Source organism: Enterococcus sp. DIV2453a (assembly GCF_050533535.1).
Taxonomy (GTDB): Bacteria; Bacillota; Bacilli; order Lactobacillales; family Enterococcaceae; genus Enterococcus; species Enterococcus faecalis.
In genome coordinates, this window is sequence record NZ_CP172899.1 from 1,862,875 (window position 1) to 1,883,340 (window position 20,466).

The 20,466-nt window shown below is 36.4% G+C and carries 21 protein-coding genes and 1 other RNA gene; 8 read left to right on the forward strand and 14 right to left on the reverse strand.

Annotated features, from left to right (window positions below; translation table 11 throughout):
* Positions 1-19: 19 nt before the first annotated feature.
* Positions 20-928 carry a YihY/virulence factor BrkB family protein gene (locus IGK03_RS09175; RefSeq protein WP_010713249.1) on the reverse strand — a complete coding sequence of 303 codons (909 nt, stop codon included), beginning with the start codon at positions 926-928 and terminating at the stop codon, positions 20-22.
* A gap of 15 nt (positions 929-943) precedes the next feature.
* Positions 944-1,708 carry a type I methionyl aminopeptidase gene (map, locus tag IGK03_RS09180; RefSeq protein WP_202334869.1) on the reverse strand — a complete coding sequence of 255 codons (765 nt, stop codon included), beginning with the start codon at positions 1,706-1,708 and terminating at the stop codon, positions 944-946.
* Between the two features lie 174 nt (positions 1,709-1,882).
* Between map and IGK03_RS09185 the strand changes: the two genes are divergently transcribed.
* Positions 1,883-2,326, forward strand: a complete 444-nt coding sequence (locus IGK03_RS09185) for a flavodoxin (RefSeq protein ID WP_002356885.1) — start codon at positions 1,883-1,885, stop codon at positions 2,324-2,326.
* Between the two features lie 74 nt (positions 2,327-2,400).
* On the opposite strand, the gene IGK03_RS09190 is transcribed toward IGK03_RS09185, so the two are convergent.
* Positions 2,401-2,874 (reverse strand): TspO/MBR family protein, encoded by a 474-nt coding sequence (locus IGK03_RS09190; protein ID WP_002356884.1) that lies wholly within the window; start codon positions 2,872-2,874, stop codon positions 2,401-2,403.
* 157 nt (positions 2,875-3,031) lie between these two features.
* Positions 3,032-3,604 (reverse strand): TetR/AcrR family transcriptional regulator, encoded by a 573-nt coding sequence (locus tag IGK03_RS09195; RefSeq protein WP_002356883.1) that lies wholly within the window; start codon positions 3,602-3,604, stop codon positions 3,032-3,034.
* A 250-nt stretch (positions 3,605-3,854) separates the two neighbouring features.
* On the opposite strand from IGK03_RS09195, the gene IGK03_RS09200 reads away from it, so the two are divergent.
* Entirely contained in the window at positions 3,855-5,093 is a 1,239-nt protein-coding gene (locus IGK03_RS09200; RefSeq protein WP_002362125.1) for an aminopeptidase, read from the forward strand.
* Positions 5,094-5,180: 87 nt separating this feature from the next.
* On the opposite strand, the gene ffs is transcribed toward IGK03_RS09200, so the two are convergent.
* Together ffs and tadA are read right to left on the reverse strand one after the other, a co-directional pair.
* Positions 5,181-5,267, reverse strand: an RNA gene (gene ffs, locus IGK03_RS09205) — signal recognition particle sRNA small type.
* A gap of 39 nt (positions 5,268-5,306) precedes the next feature.
* A complete protein-coding gene (gene tadA, locus IGK03_RS09210; RefSeq protein WP_002362126.1) occupies positions 5,307-5,828 on the reverse strand; it encodes a tRNA adenosine(34) deaminase TadA in 522 nt (173 codons plus the stop codon).
* Positions 5,829-5,905: 77 nt separating this feature from the next.
* Between tadA and IGK03_RS09215 the strand changes: the two genes are divergently transcribed.
* Both IGK03_RS09215 and IGK03_RS09220 read left to right on the forward strand, forming a co-directional pair.
* Positions 5,906-6,757 (forward strand): PucR family transcriptional regulator, encoded by an 852-nt coding sequence (locus tag IGK03_RS09215; RefSeq protein WP_033625058.1) that lies wholly within the window; start codon positions 5,906-5,908, stop codon positions 6,755-6,757.
* Between the two features lie 56 nt (positions 6,758-6,813).
* On the forward strand, positions 6,814-7,659 hold the full coding sequence (locus IGK03_RS09220; RefSeq protein WP_049095937.1) for a PhzF family phenazine biosynthesis protein: 846 nt from the start codon (positions 6,814-6,816) through the stop codon (positions 7,657-7,659).
* Between the two features lie 26 nt (positions 7,660-7,685).
* Here the strand turns inward: IGK03_RS09220 and IGK03_RS09225 are convergent, their stop codons facing one another.
* Entirely contained in the window at positions 7,686-8,024 is a 339-nt protein-coding gene (locus IGK03_RS09225) for a hypothetical protein (protein WP_002356871.1), read from the reverse strand.
* 83 nt (positions 8,025-8,107) lie between these two features.
* Positions 8,108-8,812 carry a zinc metallopeptidase gene (locus IGK03_RS09230; RefSeq protein WP_002384290.1) on the reverse strand — a complete coding sequence of 235 codons (705 nt, stop codon included), beginning with the start codon at positions 8,810-8,812 and terminating at the stop codon, positions 8,108-8,110.
* 196 nt (positions 8,813-9,008) lie between these two features.
* Between IGK03_RS09230 and IGK03_RS09235 the strand changes: the two genes are divergently transcribed.
* Complete coding sequence (locus tag IGK03_RS09235) at positions 9,009-9,362, forward strand: YxeA family protein (protein ID WP_002398569.1); 354 nt, start codon at positions 9,009-9,011, stop codon at positions 9,360-9,362.
* A 37-nt stretch (positions 9,363-9,399) separates the two neighbouring features.
* On the opposite strand, the gene IGK03_RS09240 is transcribed toward IGK03_RS09235, so the two are convergent.
* Together IGK03_RS09240 and treP are read right to left on the reverse strand one after the other, a co-directional pair.
* A complete protein-coding gene (locus tag IGK03_RS09240; protein ID WP_002356866.1) occupies positions 9,400-10,404 on the reverse strand; it encodes a nucleoid-associated protein in 1,005 nt (334 codons plus the stop codon).
* A gap of 127 nt (positions 10,405-10,531) precedes the next feature.
* Positions 10,532-11,998: a PTS system trehalose-specific EIIBC component gene (gene treP, locus IGK03_RS09245; RefSeq protein WP_430602253.1), complete on the reverse strand. Its 1,467-nt coding sequence runs from the start codon at positions 11,996-11,998 to the stop codon at positions 10,532-10,534.
* Between the two features lie 211 nt (positions 11,999-12,209).
* On the opposite strand from treP, the gene gloA2 reads away from it, so the two are divergent.
* On the forward strand, positions 12,210-12,590 hold the full coding sequence (gloA2, locus tag IGK03_RS09250; protein ID WP_002366964.1) for an SMU1112c/YaeR family gloxylase I-like metalloprotein: 381 nt from the start codon (positions 12,210-12,212) through the stop codon (positions 12,588-12,590).
* Between the two features lie 21 nt (positions 12,591-12,611).
* Positions 12,612-13,094 carry an SRPBCC family protein gene (locus IGK03_RS09255; protein WP_010713246.1) on the forward strand — a complete coding sequence of 161 codons (483 nt, stop codon included), beginning with the start codon at positions 12,612-12,614 and terminating at the stop codon, positions 13,092-13,094.
* A gap of 43 nt (positions 13,095-13,137) precedes the next feature.
* On the opposite strand, the gene IGK03_RS09260 is transcribed toward IGK03_RS09255, so the two are convergent.
* Positions 13,138-14,238, reverse strand: coding sequence for an FUSC family protein (locus tag IGK03_RS09260; protein ID WP_010775975.1), 1,101 nt, complete (start codon positions 14,236-14,238; stop codon positions 13,138-13,140).
* 172 nt (positions 14,239-14,410) lie between these two features.
* On the opposite strand from IGK03_RS09260, the gene IGK03_RS09265 reads away from it, so the two are divergent.
* Positions 14,411-16,552: a GH92 family glycosyl hydrolase gene (locus IGK03_RS09265; protein WP_010713244.1), complete on the forward strand. Its 2,142-nt coding sequence runs from the start codon at positions 14,411-14,413 to the stop codon at positions 16,550-16,552.
* Between the two features lie 40 nt (positions 16,553-16,592).
* Here IGK03_RS09265 and IGK03_RS09270 read toward each other — a convergent pair whose 3' ends face one another.
* Genes IGK03_RS09270 through IGK03_RS09280 form a run of 3 tightly spaced genes read right to left on the reverse strand, consistent with a single transcriptional unit; the run spans position 16,593 to position 20,405 of the window.
* Positions 16,593-18,074, reverse strand: a complete 1,482-nt coding sequence (locus tag IGK03_RS09270) for a response regulator transcription factor (RefSeq protein ID WP_002356858.1) — start codon at positions 18,072-18,074, stop codon at positions 16,593-16,595.
* Between the two features lie 11 nt (positions 18,075-18,085).
* Complete coding sequence (locus IGK03_RS09275; protein ID WP_002356857.1) at positions 18,086-19,816, reverse strand: sensor histidine kinase; 1,731 nt, start codon at positions 19,814-19,816, stop codon at positions 18,086-18,088.
* Positions 19,770-20,405, reverse strand: a complete 636-nt coding sequence (locus IGK03_RS09280) for a YesL family protein (RefSeq protein ID WP_002362905.1) — start codon at positions 20,403-20,405, stop codon at positions 19,770-19,772. Before IGK03_RS09280 ends, IGK03_RS09275 begins: the two co-directional genes overlap by 47 nt.
* Positions 20,406-20,466 lie beyond the last annotated feature (61 nt).

A 20,466-nucleotide genomic window follows, 5' to 3' on the forward strand; every position in this document is an offset into this window, starting at 1 on the left:
CTTTTTTAAAGAAATCCATTTATTTTTTCCTTTTAAACCATCTAAACAAGCGTTGTTCAAAACTTGGTTGTTTTTTTTCTTTATCTCCAGATAAATATTCATCAACGACAGCGTTGACAATCGCTCCTAAAATAATAATCGTGGCAGCAAAATTCAACCATAACATCAAGATGATAAAACTCCCGATGATTTGATAACTTGCGATTCTAGAACTAAAATATTTTACGTACAAACCAAAAATTTGTGATAATAGCATCCAACCGACTGTCGAAAAAATAGCCCCTGGCAAAATAGAACGTAACGATAATTTCCGATTAGGAACGACCGCATAAATCAAACACATAATCACTAATAAAACAACGGTCGTTAACGGCCATTTTAACGCTTGGAAAGTATCGATCACAGATGTTGAGTAATGGAAAATTGGTTGCAGTAATTCAATAATGTACTGACCCAGACCTAAAATTACTACTACACCAACAATCGCTACCATAAATAACAAAATAACTAAAAATGAGACCACTCTTACGAGAATAAAATTTTTCCTTTGTTCGACACCAAAAGCTTTATTCATCGCATTTTGTAGTGCATTAATACTTTGACTGGCACTCCAAAATGCTGCTAAAGCGGAAACAGAAAGCAACCCGCCTGAACGTTGAGTCAGTAGTGAACGAATCGCTGGTTCTAAGTTCTTATAAACATCTTTCGGAATCGCCTCTGCAATATAAGGCAACACAGAATTAGGGTCGATTCTTAAATAAGGTAAGACATTACCTACCGCAATCAGTAATGGAAACAGCGAGAGTAATAAATAATAGGCAACAACCACTGAGCTGTTGCCTATTTCGGCTGTGACCATGTGACTTTGCGTTGTCTCAATAAAACGCATCAAAGATTGATTCTTTTTGATGTTGTCGAGAAACTTCATCACACACTCTCCTTATTAATAAGTCAATTCTTCGCCTTGTGACGTTAAGATTCTTGGACCTTCTTTCGTAATCGCTAATGAATGTTCATATTGACAACTTAGACCGCCATCTTCAGTATAAGCAGTCCAACCATTTGGGTCCATTTTCATGCGCCAAGTTCCTGTGTTAACCATTGGCTCAATGGTAATAACCATTCCCTCTTTTAAACGTAGCCCTTTACCTGCTTCACCATAGTGAGGGATCATTGGACTTTCATGGATAGTTGGGCCAATGCCGTGGCCTACAAAATCGCGAACTACCCCGTAGCCTTCTCCTTCTACATACGTTTGAATTGCATGACCAATGTCGCCAATTCTATTTCCTACTTGTGCTTGTTCAATCCCAAGATATAGCGCTTTTTTGGTTACTTCCATCAAGCGATTAATTTCAGGTGTTGATTCACCCACGACATAAGACCAGCATGAATCAGAGATTGCGCCCTTTAAGTCGACACACATATCTACTTTGATTAGGTCGCCATCTTTTAATACTTTTTTACGAGGAAATCCGTGGCAAATTTCGTCGTTGATACTACAACAGGTAGCATATTTGTAACCTTCATAGCCAATTTGAGCCGCCACGCCACCATGACTTTCAATAAAGTCTCTCACAAATACTTCAATATCCCAGCTTGTAATGCCAGGTTTAATAAACGTCCGTAAATGACGGTGAACATCCGCTAATAATTCCCCTGATTCATCCATCATTTCAATTTCTCGTGGTGATTTTAATGTAATCATACTATCTCTCCTAAACTTGTTTCATTCAAATTATTTTATCACATTTTTGGCAAAAAAGATTGTTCAAACACCAATTTTCAAAAAGTCCCTTAATAAAAGCACTCGCTAGTCTTTTATAAGAAATGCGCATCTGCTATAATAAGTGACAGAATTGTATGAGGGGGAAGAAAGTTTATGACGTTAGCTAAAATTGTGTATGCAAGCATGACTGGGAATACAGAAGAAATTGCCGACATTGTTGCAGAAGCATTTGAAGATTTAGAATTAGAGGTCGAAATTGATGAGTGTACGCAAGTCGATGCCGCTGATTTTGAAGAGGCCGATATCTGTGTAGTAGCTACATATACGTATGGCGATGGCGATTTACCTGATGAAATTGTCGACTTTTATGAAGACTTACAAGAGATTGATTTATCAGGAAAAATCTTCGGCGTTTGTGGTTCAGGAGACACATTTTATGATGATTTTTGTAAATCGGTGGACGACTTCGAAGCAGTCTTTACTCAAATTGGGGCAAAAAAAGGCGCCGACAGCGTTAAAGTTGATTTAGCCGCTGAAGAAGACGACATCCAACGTTTAGAAGAATTTGCGAAAAAATTAGCAACTGCCGCAGAATAACTACGTTGAAATAAATAAAATAAACACCAGAAAAAAATGGCTAGTTCCCATTTTTCTCTGGTGTTTTGATATTCCTAATTTAAAAATAAAATACTGTAATTTAAAGCTGCCGCAAAAGTAACCCAAAGAATATAAGGAATCATCAACCAGCCACGCGTTATTAATTTATAACGCAAGTAGTCCCACTGTTGAACTATTAATAATAGCCATAACAATGAGATATCAATCACAGATAATAAATTATTTTGTAAAGAAAAAAAGAAAAATGTCCAGAAAAAGTTTGCAATAAATTGTAAAATAAATAGCGTAATCATCCGTTTTTTCTGTTGTTTATTTGGATGAACTAAGATGAAATAAAAAGTAATGCCCATAAAAATATACAACACCAACCACACTGGTCCAAATAACCAGCCTGGCGGAGCAAAACTTGGTAATCTCAACGCTTGATAATATTCTCTCGCATTTACTGAAAATAAGCCCGACAAGAGCCCTAGTCCGGTAATTCCTACAATACTTAGCCATAAACGCTTATCTTTCACTCGGTTCATGTTTTTTGCCCCTTTCTATTTCTCTTCTTTACTGTAGCATGGTTGCGAATAATCTACCATTAATACACTTAACAAAAAAAGACCGTTCTTTTAAGAAACAGTCTTTTGCTGTAACCTCACAGAAGTTATCAGCATGAGGTTACACTTTTTTTAATTTTTATAGGTCAATATCAATTGGTTCATCTCGTTCAAGAATTGCTTCAATACTATCTTTCATTAAATGAATGATTTGTTCTTCTGAAGGATGAATAATTCCAGAAGTCATCAACGCAGCCACACCAGTAGCGACCACCCATGTTCCCATGTGTAAAGAGTCAATTTGAACATCGTTTAAATTAGCATACTCAGGATCAGCTTTTACCGCTTCAGTAAAATAGTGATAAGAGAATTCTTGCATTTTTTTGCCGCCACCATATTCTTCTAAATAAAGCGCACGGTATAACTTACTTTCACTTGTCGCAAAATGAATATAGTTTAAAGCCAAATCAACAATTGTATTTCCGGTATGTTTTACTGGAAAGACTTCTTTCGCTAAGTATTTATGAATTTTTTGGAATAAAGCATCGCGTAAATCATCCATGTTTTTAAATTCCAAATAAATCGGTTGGGTGGAACATTTCATTTTATTAGCAATATTACGTGCAGTGAACTTCGAAAATCCTTCAGTGGCGACTACTTCATAGGCAGCTGTTAAAATCTGCTCTTTCGTAATGGTTTTTTTTCTTGCCATAATTCCCTATCCCCTTTATTCATTCATATACAACGCTTCCAAATAAATGCTTATGGTTATTGTAACACGATTTTTCTATTATGCAAAATTAGAACAACTCTTTGTACAAAAGTTCACTGAGCGGGAGCACGACAACTTTTACCCCAACTTAAAATAACAGTTGATAAAGGCTTTATTTCGTTGAGTTCCCTGCTCTTCCGTGTTATGATATGAGCAGTCATTACCCATCAAAATGAAGGAGGAATCACGAATGACCTTAGAGAATTTTAATGAAAATCTAAAGAAATATGCACGTTTAATTGCTGAAACGGGTGTCAATGTTCAGGACAATCATACGGTTGTTTTACAAATCAGTGTCGATCAAGCGCCCCTTGCCCGCTTAATTACGGAAGAAGCTTATCGCTTAGGTGCGGCCGAAGTAATTGTTCAATGGAGTGACGAAACCATTCAACGTGAATTTTTAGCTCATGCTGCAACTGATCGTATTGAAAATGTTCCTCAATATAAAATTGATCAAACCGATGATTGGATTGCCAAAGGCGCAAGCCGAATTAGCGTGGTTTCTTCTAATCCTGATGCATTAGCTGGCGTGGATGCACAACGTGTAGCAGCTTTCCAAGCGGCTAATGGGAAAGCATTGGTCAACCTACGAAAAGCAACACAAGCCAACAAAGTAAGTTGGACTGTTGTAGCTGCTGCTAGTGAAGGCTGGGCAGCTAAAGTCTTTCCAGAATTAGCAACAAGTGAAGAACAAGTTGATGCACTTTGGAATGAAATTTTCAAAACAACACGAATTTATGAAGAAAACCCAGTTATTGCTTGGGATATCCATGATAAAAAATTACAAGAAAAAGCGGCTGAATTAAACGAACAACAATTTACTGCTTTACACTACACAGCTCCTGGGACAGATTTAACGATTGGTTTGCCTAAAAACCATTTATGGGAAGGCGCTGGTAGTTATAACGCTCGTGGGGAAGAATTTATGGCTAATATGCCAACAGAAGAAGTTTTCACCGCCCCAGATAGTCGCCGCGTTGATGGTTATGTTTCTAGTACAAAACCACTAAGTTATGCTGGCACAATCATTTCGGGAATGAAATTTACATTTAAAGATGGAAAAGTTGTTGACTTCTCAGCTGAACAAGGCGAAGAAGCATTGAAAAATCTCTTAGCTATTGATGAAGGTGCCAAACACTTAGGAGAAGTTGCTTTAGTACCAGACCCTTCACCAATTTCACAATCCGGTTTGATTTTTTATAATACATTGTTCGATGAAAACGCCTCTAATCATTTAGCCTTTGGTTCGGCCTATGCCTTCAACTTACAAGGCGGCACGGAGATGAGCGAAGAAGAATTAGCTGAAGCTGGTTTAAATCGTAGCCAAACACATGTGGACTTTATGGTAGGATCTGACAAAATGAATATTGACGGCATTAAGGAAGACGGGACGATTGTTCCAGTTTTTAGAAATGGCGATTGGGCATAAATTTAAAAAGAAGCAAGCCGTTATTTTTTACGGCTTGCTTCTTTTTATTTCAAATAAAAAAAGGCTTCTCAGCCTTGATACGTTCCTTATTCAATCAGACACATGGCGGCACTTGCTTAGTGCTGCTTCCTTCCGGATCTGACACAATTCACTAGCCCGCCATTGTCCTAGCCTTTCGGCAAAACCTAGTATAACGTATTTTTATTCTTTTGACTAGTCTTTCTTTTGATTTTTTAAAAGTTTCTCTTCTTTTTTCTTTGCCCGTAACTTTTTAAAGAACTGAACTAACAATAAGCGACACTCTTCTTCTAAAACGCCTGCTTCGACATAGGCCACATGATTGAAGCGTTCATCTTCTAATAAATTCATCAATGTGCCAGCAGTGCCTGCTTTAGGATCGGTTGCGCCATAATAAACTTCTGGAATTCGTGCCAAAAGCATCGCCCCACTACACATTGGACAAGGTTCTAAAGTTACAAATAATTGGGTTTCTTCTAGACGCCAATTTTCTATCCCGCGACACGCTTCTTGGATTGCATACATTTCTGCATGCGCCGTTGCTTCTTGCCGTGCTTCTCTCAGATTATGCCCGCGGCCAATAATTTCCCCTTGCCGAACAATTACAGCTCCAATAGGCACCTCAGCCAAACCTTCTGCTTTTTTCGCTTCTGCAATGGCTTCTCGCATAAAAAATTCTTTTTCTTCTTGTGTTAACGTTGTTTCTTTTTTCCCCAATTAATTTCCACCTTTCGGCTTTTTCCCACTAAACTTCTGTCTTGCTTCATGGTACAATAAATCAGTGAGGTGTGTCTATGATTATTGAAAATTTATCTCAGCTTTATCCCAAAGGCTATTTATCAAAAACAATTGGTTCCGAAGCCACCTATTCAATTCCTGTTGACGACCAATTTTTCATTGTGAATAAAGCTTTCTTAAGTATTAAAGAACAGCATTTGTTGGAAGCGCTTTTCCCGATTTCTGAAAACCCAACAATTACTGGTAACCATCCTTGGTTCAGTTACTTATTTCAACAGGCAAAATTACCTGCCGAAGGGACCTTTCGTATGTTGCAAATTCAAACGAATGTCCCAAAAGAATTACAAGCTGAATGGCAATTTAATTTAACAAAGATGTTTCCAGATACAGTTGATTGTTTCAGTCCAAGTAATAATATGTATATTTTAGTTGAAGAACAGTCAAAAAAGACCTTTCAACAAGAAGAAATTCAAGGGATCTTTTTAACATTAGATACAGACTTTGATTGCACTAGTGCTGTATTTGTTGGCAATTTTTATTCCTCTGAAGACATTCTCCGGCGTTGTTTCCATGAAGAACAACGTATTTTTTCAGAAGAACTTAATTCCTCTAGTCGGACGACTGTTTTTAGTTTAACCGATGTCGCCCTCCACTATTTTACCAAGGAAGCCATGAGTCAAAATATACTTGTCGAGTATTATCGTCGTTTATTAAATAAAGACACCGATATTCAGCCAATCATCAGCGCTTTGTGGAAAAATCAAGGCAATATCAGCTCCACTGCAAAAGATTTATTTATGCATCGAAATACTTTACACTATCGGTTGGAAAAGTTTTTTGAACAAACTGGCTTATCTTTAAAAAAAATGGATGATTTAATCTTTTGTTATTTGTTATTAAGAAAGTAGCACGTCCATTTTGTACTCGTATGTTTTTTATTCCCAATTAGAAAGTAGGCGTTCCAATGAAAATTACCGCATATGTCGCTAGTGCATTTAGTAAAAACCACGAAGGTGGCAACAAAGCAGGCGTTGTTTTTATGACACAGCCCTTAACGAGAACCCAAAAAATGGCCATCGCCAAAGAACTAGGATTTGCAGAAACTGCTTTTATTTCAGACTCAAAGATTGCTGATTTCCGCCTTGAATATTTTACACCAAAAGAAGAAGTCGACTTATGTGGCCACGCGACAATTGGCGCTTTCACCATTATGAAGCACTTAAATAAATTATTGCAAACAGCATATACAATCGAAACGAACAGCGGTTTGCTCGCAATCACGGCGAACGGTGAACAACTATTTATGGAACAAACTGTCCCAACTTTTTATGATACGCTCACTTTAGAAGAATTGAGCGGCTGCTTTGATTTAAACGCAGTGGCAACAGCTTTTCCTATCCAGATTGTGTCAACGGGCCTAAAAGATATTTTGGTTCCCATTAAAAATACGCAATTATTACAGGATTTACAACCAAACTTTGAAAAAATTAAGTTACTTAGTCAAAAGTATGGAGTTATTGGGATGCATCTTTTTGCTTTGTCTGAAGAAAATATCATTTGTAGGAATTTTGCGCCCCTTTATGACATCGATGAAGAAGCCGCTACTGGTACATCAAATGGTGCGTTAGCTTGTTATCTGCACCATCACCAAATTTTACAAAAAACCAATTACACCTTTGCCCAAGGTTATACCTTAAACGCTCCTTCAGAAGTCTTAGTGCGTTTGAACACTACATCCCAAAAGACAATTGATCAAGTTCTAGTTGGTGGCAGAGGCTATTATGTTGAAACAAAAGAATTATTTTTATAAAAAAAAGATGGCCTAGGCCATCTTTTTTACTTCATTGCATCTTCAATAAATGTGAAAAAGCGTTCTTTTAAAGAATCTGTATTGTCTTTAACTTTTTCGCCATATTCAGCTAATTTTGAACCGCCATCTTTCACACGATCAACAACATTTAAAACAGAATCTAATTCATCATCGGATAAATCATCGACAATCGATAATAATTTTTGGTTTCCATCAAATTTATCGTCTACAAACTTTTTAACTTTATAACGATTGGAAACATGAGATACCTTCTTAATAATTTTTTCAGAAGCGATGACTGCAACAGAGACACTTGCAACTGCAGCAATGCTTAAACCGATACCAATTTTTGTTGATGCTTTCATTTCCTTCAGCTCCTCTGTTATTTTCTACTTTAATCATAACATATTATTACTTTTATGCGTAATAGAAAGACCTTTACTAGCACTTAGTCTCGTCGGTTGTTACCACCAAATAAAATAACCAAACGTAAAAGTTGTAAAAAGGTCGAAAGCGCCGCTGCTACGTAGGTAAGTGCAGCTGCAAAAAGAACTTTTCTGGCCATTGGGACTTCTTCTTCTGTTAATAACCCACCTTCAGAAAGAATACTTAATGCACGTCTAGACGCATTAAACTCCACCGGTAAAGTCACCAATTGAAAAATCAAGGCTAATGAAAAAGCCAAAATTCCAATGTTGATTAATGTTTGATTCCAACTAAATAAAACACCAATCAAAATTAGTGGAAAGGAGATGGTTGAGCCAATGTTGGCAACTGGAACAATGGCTGCACGAAGACGTAAAGGCACATAGTTCGTATGATCTTGTACCGCATGTCCGCATTCATGAGCCGCCACGCCAATAGCCGCGACCGATGTCGATTGAGCAGTGGCTTCGGATAAGCTCAACATTTTGTTTCCAGAATTATAATTGTCGGTTAAATCACCCGCAATTTGCTGAACTCCAACATCATTAATTTGTTCTTTTTGTAAAATATATTGTGCTGCCTGCGTGCCTGTAACATGTTTACTGCTTCGTACTTGATCATATTTACGAAAGGTACTGTTAACATATGCGGAGGCCGCACCAGAAATCGCAATTCCAATAATTACCAATATATAGGTTGGATCGATTCCAAAATAAAAGGGCATCATTGTCCTACCTCCATCTTTTTTTCTTTATTGTAGCATGATAGTGAAAAAAAGGGAGCGACAAACGTTGTCTTTTGTTTAAAAAAATGATGAATTTTTCAAGAAAGTACCAAAACTAACAAAAGTGTCACTCAATTAACGGAAAAAAATATGGCAAATTTCCCAAAAAAAAGGCATACTATTCCTTGAGGTGAGGAAAATGAAAACATTACTAAAAATATTAATCCCCTTAGTCATTTTAGCCGGTGGTAGCTGGGGCGTTTATAATTACTATTACGGCGGAGAAGCCTATTATACACAAATCACAACATCTGGTGAAAAGAAAGATGAAAAATCAGATTCTGGTGAACCGACGACCATGTATTACTATCAACAACCTGCGTTTAATAAAAACGGCGAAGAAAAGACCGTGGAATTAAATGAATACCGTGATCAACCTTTACGTATGAAAGCCTATCTAAAATTGAAAGTCAATCCCCGTAAAGGCGTGATTAGTTGGAATGAAGTGACAGAAAAAGAAGTCCCTGAAAAAGCTTTAGAAAAATTAAAATAAAGAAAAAACCGTTGGCAAACGACCAACGGTTTTTTCTTTATAATTGATTACTAATTTTTTCGATATTTTTTAGCATAATGGACACTGTGCCATCTGGATTATTGACGAATTCAATTAAATCGCCATTGCGGTAAACATCTAACGGAACAATTAATTCAATACCGTTATCCATTTTTAACTTTTGTTTGCCAAATTTCTTTTCAGAAATTTCGCGAGATTCTCTGACTGGCGGTGTTTTGTCGACAAACTTCGACTCATTCACTTCTTCTTGGTAAGCTAATTTAGCTGATACATTTTCTTTAAACACTTGCTCAGCAATTTGCTCATTGTCAATCGTTCCCGTTTCCTCAATGCTATCATATACCGCTTCTTTTACCGAAGCCATTAGTTCAAACTCATCTTCGTTAAATTTCTTTCCAATGCGTTTGACTGCCTTTTTAATTTCTTTGATATTTTCTTCCATGGAAGGTGCCGCTTGCGTCTCAATCACTTTTTCAGAGAAATACCAGATTTTTTCTCCTGAAAATTCATATCTTTTCTCTAGTAATTCAAATGCTAATGTATCTAAGTCAACCGTAATCCCTTCATCTGGTTTTTGTGATTTTGAAGACAAAATTGCTCGATTGATAATCAGTTTGTTATAAACGGATTCTTCTTCATAGTCGACGTAATGCGTGTAACTTTCTTTATAGTTTAATTTAATCATTGCGACATGTAACACCGTATCTAATTCATATAAAATGAACAAAATATCAGCACTAGGCGCATCTTCGCTTCCTGAATAAACATCATACCAATGTTGGGTAACTTCTTGGCTTTTCTTCACAAAATCACTAGGAATCCCACGTAACGTGTCAACAAAGGAACTATTTTCCGCCAATGTTCCAGTCTTTGTTTGTGCAGTCGAAAGTTTTGAAATTTTTGCAGTTAAATACGTTCGAATATACTCGGTCGTTAAATCTAGTTCCTTTTCAGAGAAAACCGGCGTCCCAGTTTCTCGATCAATAATGTGTAAAATTGCTTTTTTTAAATAAATATCCATTTTTACGCTCTCCTTTTCTCAACCTTTTTAGTCTAACTGAAAGAGAGAAAAAAGCCAATAGTTTCTATAAAAAGAAGAAGAATTCGTAGACAAATGTCTACGAATTCTTCTTTACTTCAAAAAGCGATTACCCTTCTTCGCTGTATAACATCCCTGTTGCTTCATCAACTGGATCGACTTTATTAAAGATGCCTTTCTTTCTGAAAATATAAGTTAAGCCCATTGGTACGATAATCGCAATCACCATTGCGCCTAAAAACGGCAAGTAATATTGTGGCACAATAGATAAAATTCCTGGCAAGCCACCGACGCCGATACTGGTCGCACGAACGCCCATTAAAGTGGCAAACATTCCGGCCATTGCCGAACCAATCATGCCCGCAACAAATGGATAAACATATTTTAAGTTGATCCCAAACATCGCTGGTTCAGTCACACCTAGGTAACAAGAAATCATTGCTGGAATCGAAACTTGTTCTTCTTTTTTGTTTCCACGATGCATAAAGATAACTGCTAAAACCGCTGAACCTTGTGCAATGTTTGATAGAGCAATCATTGGCCATAAGTTGGTTGACTGAAAGTCAGCAATCAACTGTAAGTCAATCGCATTACTCATATGATGCAACCCAGTGATGACTAATGGTGCGTACATAAAGCCAAAGACGGCGCCAAATAACCAATTAAATGTTGACGTTAATCCTGCATTTACGATATCAGAAACCCAACTACCAATCGTCCAACCGATTGGTCCTAAAATGACATGTGCAGCCAATACTGTTGGTACTAAAGCAAACAATGGGACAAAAATCATTGAAATTGCTTGAGGAATCACTTTTCTAAAGAAAATTTCAAGATAGGCAAGCAAGAAGCCGGCTAACATAGCTGGGATAACTTGCGCTTGATAACCAATCATGTTAACTTGAGCAAACCCAAAATCCCAGAAAGGAATTTCTGCTGCTTTAATCGTCGCAACTGAATAAGCATTCAGAAGTTGTGGTGAGACTAATGTAATCCCTAGGACAATCCCCAAAATTTGTGTGGTTCCCATTTTCTTCGTAATACTCCACGTAATCCCAACTGGCAAGAAGTGGAAAATTGCTTCGCCGATTAACCATAAGAATGAATTGACTCCATTCCAAAATTGAGAAACTTCCACGATTGTTTGACCATCAAGAAAGCCAAATGGAACCCCTTCCAAAATATTGCGGAATCCTAAAATCAATCCCCCGATAACAAGTGCAGGAATTAATGGTGTAAAAATCTCAGCTAAAACAGAAACAACTCGTTGAACAGGACTCAAATTACTTTTGGCAGCTGCTTTCCCTTCTTCTTTTGAAACCCCTTCTAAACCGGAAATTGCAGAAAAATCATTATAAAATTGTGGGACTTCATTCCCAATAATTACTTGAAACTGTCCAGCATTGGTAAAGGTTCCTTTTACAGAAGGAATATCTTCAATCACAGGTACATCCGCTTTTTTTGGATCTTTTAATACAAAACGCATTCGAGTTGCACAATGAGAAACAGCTGAAATATTTTCTTTGCCTCCTACTGCTTTCAACAACTGTTGTGCATCGCTTTGAAACTTACCCATTTTACATTCTCCTCTCAAACTTGTATATACAATTAAGTTGTATATACATCATACTTGATTATTCTTTTTTTGGCAAGCGCTTTCTTTCAAAAAAATAATTTTATTTTTTTACAAATCCCTTGTCTTTTCTTAAAGAGTCAAACAGAACGCTTTTTTAGCTGCTTCTTTATTGCTATACTACAGAGGGAAAAAACGAAAAGGAGTATGAAAAATGTTTTTTAAAGAAATTCATCATGTGGCAATCAATGCCTCAAATTATCAAGTAACTAAAAATTTTTATGTCGAAAAGTTGGGCTTTGAAGTTCTTCGCGAAAATCATCGTCCCGAAAAAAACGATATTAAATTAGATTTAAAATTAGGCAGCCAAGAATTGGAAATTTTTATTTCTGATCAATTTCCCGCTCGCCCCTCTTATCCTGAAGCTTTAGGATTACGTCATTTAGCTTTTAAAGTTGAACATATTGAAGAAGTGATTGCTTTTTTAAATGAGCAAGGAATTGAAACAGAACCGCTACGAGTAGATGATTTTACGGGTGAAAAAATGACCTTCTTTTTTGATCCAGATGGACTACCTTTAGAACTTCATGAATAATAAATAAAGGAGAGAAACAAAATGAAAGATACCTTTCGCTTAGAAAACCAGACGATTTATTTTGGTACAGAACGAGCAATTTCAGCCAGCCCTCAAACGATTTGGCGCTACCTGACTGAGACAGACAAGCTAAAACAATGGTTTCCAGAATTAGAAATTGGTGAATTAGGTGTTAACGGGTTTTGGCGGTTTATTCTGCCCGATTTTGAAGAAACGATGCCTTTCACTGATTATGCAGAGGAAAAATATCTGGGCGTGACTTGGGATACTGGTATCATCTATTTTGACTTAAAAGAACAAGCACCTCATCAGACCCTGTTAGTCTTCTCAGAATCTCTCCCAGAAAATTTTACAACACCTCGCCATAAAGATATCGCTGGTTGGTCAATTGTTCTCAACCGCTTGAAGCAAGTACTTGAAACCCCTGATGCAGCACCAGAAAAAATAGATTTTCCGCAAATAGAAAATCATTACTTGGAAAAATTAACGAATTTAGAAAATTAAAAAGTGTGGCACAACGGGTAAATCACCCTCTGTGCCACACTTTTTAAAAACGTAAAATACGCTGATAAACAAATAAACCTAAATCAATTAAGCAAACAACAAAAATTGCCAATAATACAAAAGAGACCCGCAACTCTGCGGCGTACATCCCTCGTAAACTAATTGTTGCCAAACATAACCCAAAAATCGTTGCCATTGTCACTTGTAACACGGTTCCTGGTTTTAGGGAATAAACAAAAATGCCAATCAAACTAGAAACAACGAGGTGTGTCAGTGGCAATTGAAGCCAATTGACAACAAACAGACTAAGGAAACATCCTAAAAGAGTCCCCCAAAAACGTGTCTTAATACGCGTATTCATTTCTGCTTTCACTGGATGCAAGAGTAGAAAAACATTCATCGGAATCCAAATTATTTTAATGCCTCCTACACTCCACATTAAAATAAAACTCAGCGTAATGGTGAAGCTCATACGAACAGCTAAACGAAATCGTTGCACCCTTTCGTCAGGACTTTCTAAAAATTGTTTGAAACTTGTGATCCCAAAAAAAGTCTGTTGTAAGTCGTGCCAGAAATTAATAACCGCCAATTTTTGTTGTTTCATATTTAATTGAATGCTTTTATGGCCTCTACTCTTTAAGCTGGTTAACTGACTTAATCCTGTTTGCCACCAAGCGTTTAATGTTAAAGCCAATAAAAAAAGACCAATTAAAAAGGCCACAACTTGAGATTGCATCAAAAATGTATTTCCTTTAACCTGGATTAACTGACAAAACGTAAACATCATCAAATAACTATGATACCGCATCGGTGTCGCAGATGAATAAAATAAATAAACAATTAAAAATGTCACACTACTATTTAAAATAATAGACCAGCTAAAGGAACTACTAGCTATAAATGCTAAAAAACTGATCACAAATTGCCTGATACTCATTTTGAGCAGCGCTACAAATGAATAATCTTTTTTATAGTTAATTTTAAACATAATAGTAAATACAGGCACCATAATTAAATAGCTTGGGGAAAATAAAAAATCCAATGTATAAAAACTAACCAAAAAAAAGGCGATGACTGGGAAAATGGCCCAAACATACGCAAAAAATTGCTGACTTTTTGTACTAAAAAAATAAATAACAATCACTCCAATATCGATTCCTTATCCATTGTAACATGCTTGTCAATTCCCTCTTCAAATTGAATATACCAATTCGTTAAAAATAAATAAAAAAGCGAATAAATACGCTTTCATTTCTCGTTTTTTGTGCTATAATCAGCCTATATGATATATCATTTAAAACAAAGGAGCTACTTTCATGAATATTCAAGCGATTGATACGCGACACGGAACTGCCAACCAACATAGTTTTTCAAATGGGAATTGTCTACCCTATACTGGCGTGCCATTTGGGATGAACTTTTACGCCCCGCAAACAACTGACCAAAAAGGCAGCTGGTGGTTTCATCCAGAAGATCGTACATTTCAAGGCTATCGAGTAACGCATCAACCAAGTCCTTGGATGGGTGATTTTAGCCATTTATTAATGACCCCTGTCAGTGGTTCATTGTCGGAACTTTCTTTATTCCATGCCCAAAGTTCTTATCGTCCAGAAGAAAGCCTTTTTTCTCCTGTCGAAATTAACTTAACTCAATTACGCTATCAAATAACTTCTCAATTAATCCCAAGCATGTATGGTGGTATCTTAACCATTGATTATCAACAAAAAGATAATCACTTACTGCTAACTCTGCCTGGACGTTATCAAGTAAAACAATTAGATGACCATCAAGTGGCTGTAAAAGTCATCAACTATTCTGGTTGTGAAGATCCAGATTTTAGTTTTTATTTCGTGCTTCATTTTGAACAGCCTTTAACCAAATGGTTTGCCCCTTCTTCAGGTGAAGATGGCAAAATCCTTCTTTCTTTTGGAAATATTGCTCAACAAGTTGTTCATTTTAGTAGTTCATTTATTTCTGAAAAACAAGCGCAGTTAAATTTAGCGCGAGAAATCTCTTTGCATTCTACTGAGATGCTGCAACAAGGAATCGCAGATTGGCATAATTATTTCGATCGCCTTAAAGTAACGCATGAAAATCCTGAACATACTAAAACGTTTTATCATACACTGTATCGAACATTCCTATTTCCGCAAACCTTTTATGAATTGGACGAAAATCAGCAGCCGATTCATTATGATACGTTCTCACAAACGGTTCGTCCTGGTGTACTATATACCAATAATGGCTTTTGGGATACTTATAAAACGGTTTACCCATTGTTCTCACTAATTGCTCAAGAAAAATACGAAGAGATGCTAGAAGGCTTTTTAAATAGTTACAACGAAACAGGTTTCTTGCCAAAATGGTTATCGCCAGATGAGCGTGGTTTAATGCCCGGCACCTTGATTGACGCTGTCATTGCTGATGCCGCCGTGAAAAAGATTCGTCCTGACTTGATGCCTCAGTTCCTAGAAGCGATGAAAAAAGGCGCTACACAACAAAGCGAACGAGAAAATTATGGACGTCAAGGAACTCTGGATTATCTAAAATATGGCTATGTTCCTTCAACCTATCATGAATCTGTCAATCATACCTTAGATTATGCGTACAGCGATTTCTGTATTTCGCAAGTTGCAAAAACACTGAATGATTCAGAGACCGCAACGTTTTATCGTCAACAAGCCTTGAATTATCAACAACTTTTTAATCCTGAAACTGGCTTTATGCAAGCAAAGGATACTGAAGGCAATTTCCGTCCTGACTTTTTAGATATTCGTTGGGGCAAAGATTACGCCGAAGGAAGTGCTTGGCAATCAAGTTTTGCGGTTTATCAAGATTTTGCAGGTTTGATTAAGCTATATGGTAGCGAGTTAGCTTTCGAAAAAAAATTAATTCAGCTCTGCAATCAAGCGCCTAACTTTAACGTTGAAGGCTATGGTTTTGAAATTCATGAAATGAGTGAAATGGCCGCAATTGATTTTGGTCAATTAGCCATCTCAAATCAACCAAGTTTCCATTATCCGTTTCTATTCAGCTACATCGGCAAACCAGAGATGGCTCAACCACTTTTAAAACAACTAATGCAAACATTTGATGCTTCACCAACTGGCTATCCAGGTGATGAAGACAATGGTAGCATGTCTGCTTGGTATATTTTTAATAGCTTAGGCTTTTATCCCGTCACACCAGGAACTGGTGAATATGTAATCGGGATGCCTTTAGTCCAGACGGCGGAAGTAAAACTATCAAATGGTAAACAGTTAACCATTCAGACATCACCAAACAAAGTCCAACAACAATTTATTCATGAAATTCAGTTAAACCAAGAAAAACATACTGCGCCTTATTTTACTCATCAAGAACTATTAAACGGCGGGACTTTAGATTATCAATTAGGGATCGTCCCGAATCCACAAAACACAGCAGAACGACCGTTTTCATTAAGTACAGAAAAATAATAAAAAGAAAGATGTTCATAAAAATTGAACATCTTTCTTTTTATTCTTCGACACCTGCGTAATTTGATTGGTATTGCTCTCGAAATTCTTTTGGCGTAATTCCATTTAATTTTTTAAACATTTTTGAAAAGTAGTTGGTATTGTTAAATCCTACTTTTTCTGAAATTTCGTTGATTGTATCATCCGTGTACAATAATAATTTTTGGGCATGCTTGGTACGCACTTGATTCAAATATTGAGAAAAACTCCGCTTGGTTTCTTTTTTGAAAATTTGGCCTAAATAACTAGGGTTCAAATGGAGCTCATCCGCCACCGTTTTTAAGTTTAATTCTTCTAAATAGCCTTGTTCAATTCTTTCTACAGCTTGGCTAACACTTTCTGAATATTTTTTTATTTTAGGTTTATTTTTCACTTCTGCCAAGACTTGCTGCATTAACGCATACAGTGTATTAAGATTGTTGCTGGCTCGAATTTCTTCCACGATTTTTTCATAGTTTTCTTCTAACACAGTTGGATACTGACGGGAAATATCTGAAAAAAGTAAGAAGACTACATAGCGTACATATTCTGGCGTAGCGTGTTGTTGACTTAACTGATTGAAAATAGCATCTAATTCCCGTTGAATGGTCTGCATATCCCCAATCATCAAGGCTTGGTTAAACGCTAGAAAAGTAAAATCTTCTGCCGAACGATTCATTTGTTCTTTTTGATTATTTGGCAGAAATTCTTGATAGAACGTTTCAATTGCTTGCAACTGTTTTACTTTCTCATAACTTTCATAAACCGTTTCCCATTCATTGACAGATTCCCCTACAAAAATCTGACCTTGACCAGCTAGAATCGCTTCAATTTCACGAATAAATAAGAACGCTTCTTGTCTGGCCCCTTTATAGATAAGTAACAATTGGTGGTACGTACTCATCCAACTTTCAATGAATAACAGTTGACCTTTTTTCATAAATAGTTCCTTGATTGTTTCTAAAAATGGCATCTCAGCTTCAACCAATAAAACGGTAAAATCACCTGGTTTTATAGTCGTAAATTGCTGCATTAACTCTTCGTATTCCCCTTCGCTGATTTCATCATTAAGCCAACGCATCAAGCCATTTTCTAAATATAGACGCACGCGAGCATGGGATTTTTTTTGTTGGTCCAATTCTGTTTTGATTCTTTGGATATTGGCTAATAGTTCTTGCTTATTGACTGGTTTCAAAAGATAATCTTGGACCTGCAAAGCCATGCCTTTTTTGACGTAATCAAACTCTTGATAACCTGATAAAATTAAACTAATAAATTGATGTCCTTTTTTCTTTGCTTGCTCAATTAATTCGATCCCACTCATTTCCGGCATCGTAATATCTGTTAATAAAACATCAATGGATTCTGTTTCTAAAAAAGCCAATGCTTCTTGCGCACTACGCGCTGTTTTAACAATTTCAAAGCCTAACTCTTGCCAAGGAATAATCCATTTTAAGCCTTCTAAAATCATATATTCATCATCAACAAACATCACTCGATACATCTTTTCACCCCTTATGCTACAAACGAAAGACGAATTGTCGTCCCTTCTCCTTCTTTCCCTTCAATGGTTAAACCATAACTCTCCCCAAAAAAGCGTTGTAAACGTTCATGAACATTTCTTAATCCAATGGATTGTTCCGTTTCTATTTCTGTTTGATTTAAACGTTCGCGAATTTCCTCTAACCGATTGGCGGTAATTCCTTTTCCATTATCCACAACAGCCACAATAATTTTTTCGCCTTCTCGGTAGGCGTGGACCTTGATAGCATTGTCTTGTCGTTGATAGTCAATTCCATGCACAAAATAATTTTCGACAAGCGGCTGAATGATGAACTTAGGAATTTCAACATCAGCAATTGTTTCTTCTATTTCGAACTTATAGGCAAATTGGTCGGGATAACGCATTTGATACAAATACACATATTTTTCGCAAAATGAGATTTCCTCTGCCAAGGTCGTGGTTTTTTCTTGGTTAATATTATTCCTAAGTAACGTTGAAAAAGCATAGACAACATCAGCTAGTTCTTCTTGTTGCCGACTCAAGGCATACATGCGAATATATTCCAACGTATTATAAAGAAAATGAGGATTAATTTGCGACTGTAATGCTCTCATGTGGGCATCGCGTTGCTTAATTTCTAAAGTATAAATATCGTGAATGTATTGATCTAAACTGTCTACCATAAAATTAATCGCAGAAGCAATATCATTCAATTCTTCCTGAACTTGATTCGTGTCAATTCGTTCTTTTAAATTGCCATCGCCAATGGCTCGTGTCGCTTCTAAAATTAATTGGACTTGTTGAGAATAGCGTTTAAACAGGCGGTTTAAGCCCACTAATAAAATAACAATCAAAAGTAACCCAATCCCTAAAATGGCTGCATAATTCATAAACAATTGTTGAAATAAGACTCGGCGGCTTGTTAATAAGAGAATGGTACTCCGGCCACTGCTTTCTATTTCCGTAATATCGTAGCGATTATGAAAAACCTGTTGAATGTCACTATCGGTGTGCATTCTTTTATCTAGTTGCCGCTCTTCTTCTTTGGTAAATTGTGCTTTTTCAGAAAAAATTTGATTCCCAGCACTATCATAGATAAACGCATTAATACCTGATTTTTTCAATAAGTCTGCTTGGTTGCCTAGCAACTCTTGACTTGAAAACACAGTGTACAATTCTCCCAGCGGTTGTCCTGTATAAGGATCGGAGATAATTCGCATTAGTTGAAAGCCATGTTTTTTAATTGATGACATATCCATTTTTTTCCCATTTGTAGCTGTGCGATTGGCGAACAAAACCTGATCAAATTCATCTAAGCGAATAATCACTTCTTCTAAGTCAGGAAAGGTGCTAAATAATGTACTTAAATTATTTCCAAAGTGGGTACTGACCCGATCTTCCGACCATTGACTGTAAGTATAGTCAAAATACTCAGGAGGAGAAAGTTCCATATATTTTCGCATGTTTTCAATTTTACTTGCAGAGCCAGCTAATTCATTAATCATATTTGTCGCCGCATTATTTTTATTCGTTACATAGCTGTCAATTTGGGAAACGGCGTTATTTTTTTGTGAATCAATTGATAAGTTAATTGTATAAGTAACATAAACGCACAAAGCAGCCACCGTTAACAAAATAATACTTGTTAACAGTAGACTGTATTTTTGTACTAATCGATTTAATAAATATTTTTTTTTAAACAGTTTTTTGAAGATTCGCTTCATTTTGTTCCAACTTTCCATCAATAAACTGGCGATTTTTGCGCGTGACATAGGCACACCACATCATAATTAAGGCAAACGAAGCAAATAGTAGCAGTCCTTTCATTTTCCAAGTTAAAGCAACGATACTAATTACACCGAATAAGACTTTAAAAAATACACCGAGGTTTAAAAAGATACTGATAAATGAAAGCTTCATTAAATCAATAGTTGAGATAAAATAGCTTCCTTCATATAGTAGCATATAAATGTAAAAAATAACGAGTATTAGGGAAACAAAAAATAAAATAAATGTAATAATTAACCACATTATTCCGGTAAATTGAACGGCTAAATAAATATTATAAAAAACAAATCCTAAAGTGAAGAGAAAAAGTAGAAAATAACAGTTACTTCTTTTAAAATGTGCTTTCCATGATTCAAATGCTCGTTTAACGGTGATTGCTTGATAATTCATGCCCTCTTCCAAAATGAAATCAGTCATCATTTGGAGTGCTGGACCAACACCAAAAATAATCCCTCCAGCTAAACTAAATAAAACAAACAGTAAATTTAGTTTGATTACTGTCCAGGAAAGGTAAAACAACCGTTGAATCCCTGTACTTTCCATCTTCCTCTTCCTTTCTATTATGTAAAAGGCTGAGCCAAAAGCGCTCAGCTAATGCCTCAGC

Coding starts and splice junctions, on each gene's coding strand:
- IGK03_RS09225 (WP_002356871.1), bottom strand. CDS start 8,024: ATGAAAGCATCAACAAAAATTGGTATCGGTTTAAGCATTGCTGCAGTT.
- IGK03_RS09265 (WP_010713244.1), top strand. CDS start 14,411: ATGAATATTCAAGCGATTGATACGCGACACGGAACTGCCAACCAACAT.
- IGK03_RS09190 (WP_002356884.1), bottom strand. CDS start 2,874: ATGAACCGAGTGAAAGATAAGCGTTTATGGCTAAGTATTGTAGGAATT.
- IGK03_RS09215 (WP_033625058.1), top strand. CDS start 5,906: ATGATTATTGAAAATTTATCTCAGCTTTATCCCAAAGGCTATTTATCA.
- IGK03_RS09220 (WP_049095937.1), top strand. CDS start 6,814: ATGAAAATTACCGCATATGTCGCTAGTGCATTTAGTAAAAACCACGAA.
- IGK03_RS09175 (WP_010713249.1), bottom strand. CDS start 928: ATGAAGTTTCTCGACAACATCAAAAAGAATCAATCTTTGATGCGTTTT.
- treP (WP_430602253.1), bottom strand. CDS start 11,998: ATGGGTAAGTTTCAAAGCGATGCACAACAGTTGTTGAAAGCAGTAGGA.
- IGK03_RS09270 (WP_002356858.1), bottom strand. CDS start 18,074: ATGTATCGAGTGATGTTTGTTGATGATGAATATATGATTTTAGAAGGC.
- IGK03_RS09235 (WP_002398569.1), top strand. CDS start 9,009: ATGAAAACATTACTAAAAATATTAATCCCCTTAGTCATTTTAGCCGGT.
- IGK03_RS09195 (WP_002356883.1), bottom strand. CDS start 3,604: ATGGCAAGAAAAAAAACCATTACGAAAGAGCAGATTTTAACAGCTGCC.
- IGK03_RS09255 (WP_010713246.1), top strand. CDS start 12,612: ATGAAAGATACCTTTCGCTTAGAAAACCAGACGATTTATTTTGGTACA.
- IGK03_RS09185 (WP_002356885.1), top strand. CDS start 1,883: ATGACGTTAGCTAAAATTGTGTATGCAAGCATGACTGGGAATACAGAA.
- map (WP_202334869.1), bottom strand. CDS start 1,708: ATGATTACATTAAAATCACCACGAGAAATTGAAATGATGGATGAATCA.
- IGK03_RS09200 (WP_002362125.1), top strand. CDS start 3,855: ATGACCTTAGAGAATTTTAATGAAAATCTAAAGAAATATGCACGTTTA.
- gloA2 (WP_002366964.1), top strand. CDS start 12,210: ATGTTTTTTAAAGAAATTCATCATGTGGCAATCAATGCCTCAAATTAT.
- IGK03_RS09240 (WP_002356866.1), bottom strand. CDS start 10,404: ATGGATATTTATTTAAAAAAAGCAATTTTACACATTATTGATCGAGAA.
- IGK03_RS09275 (WP_002356857.1), bottom strand. CDS start 19,816: ATGGAAAGTTGGAACAAAATGAAGCGAATCTTCAAAAAACTGTTTAAA.
- IGK03_RS09230 (WP_002384290.1), bottom strand. CDS start 8,812: ATGATGCCCTTTTATTTTGGAATCGATCCAACCTATATATTGGTAATT.
- IGK03_RS09280 (WP_002362905.1), bottom strand. CDS start 20,405: ATGGAAAGTACAGGGATTCAACGGTTGTTTTACCTTTCCTGGACAGTA.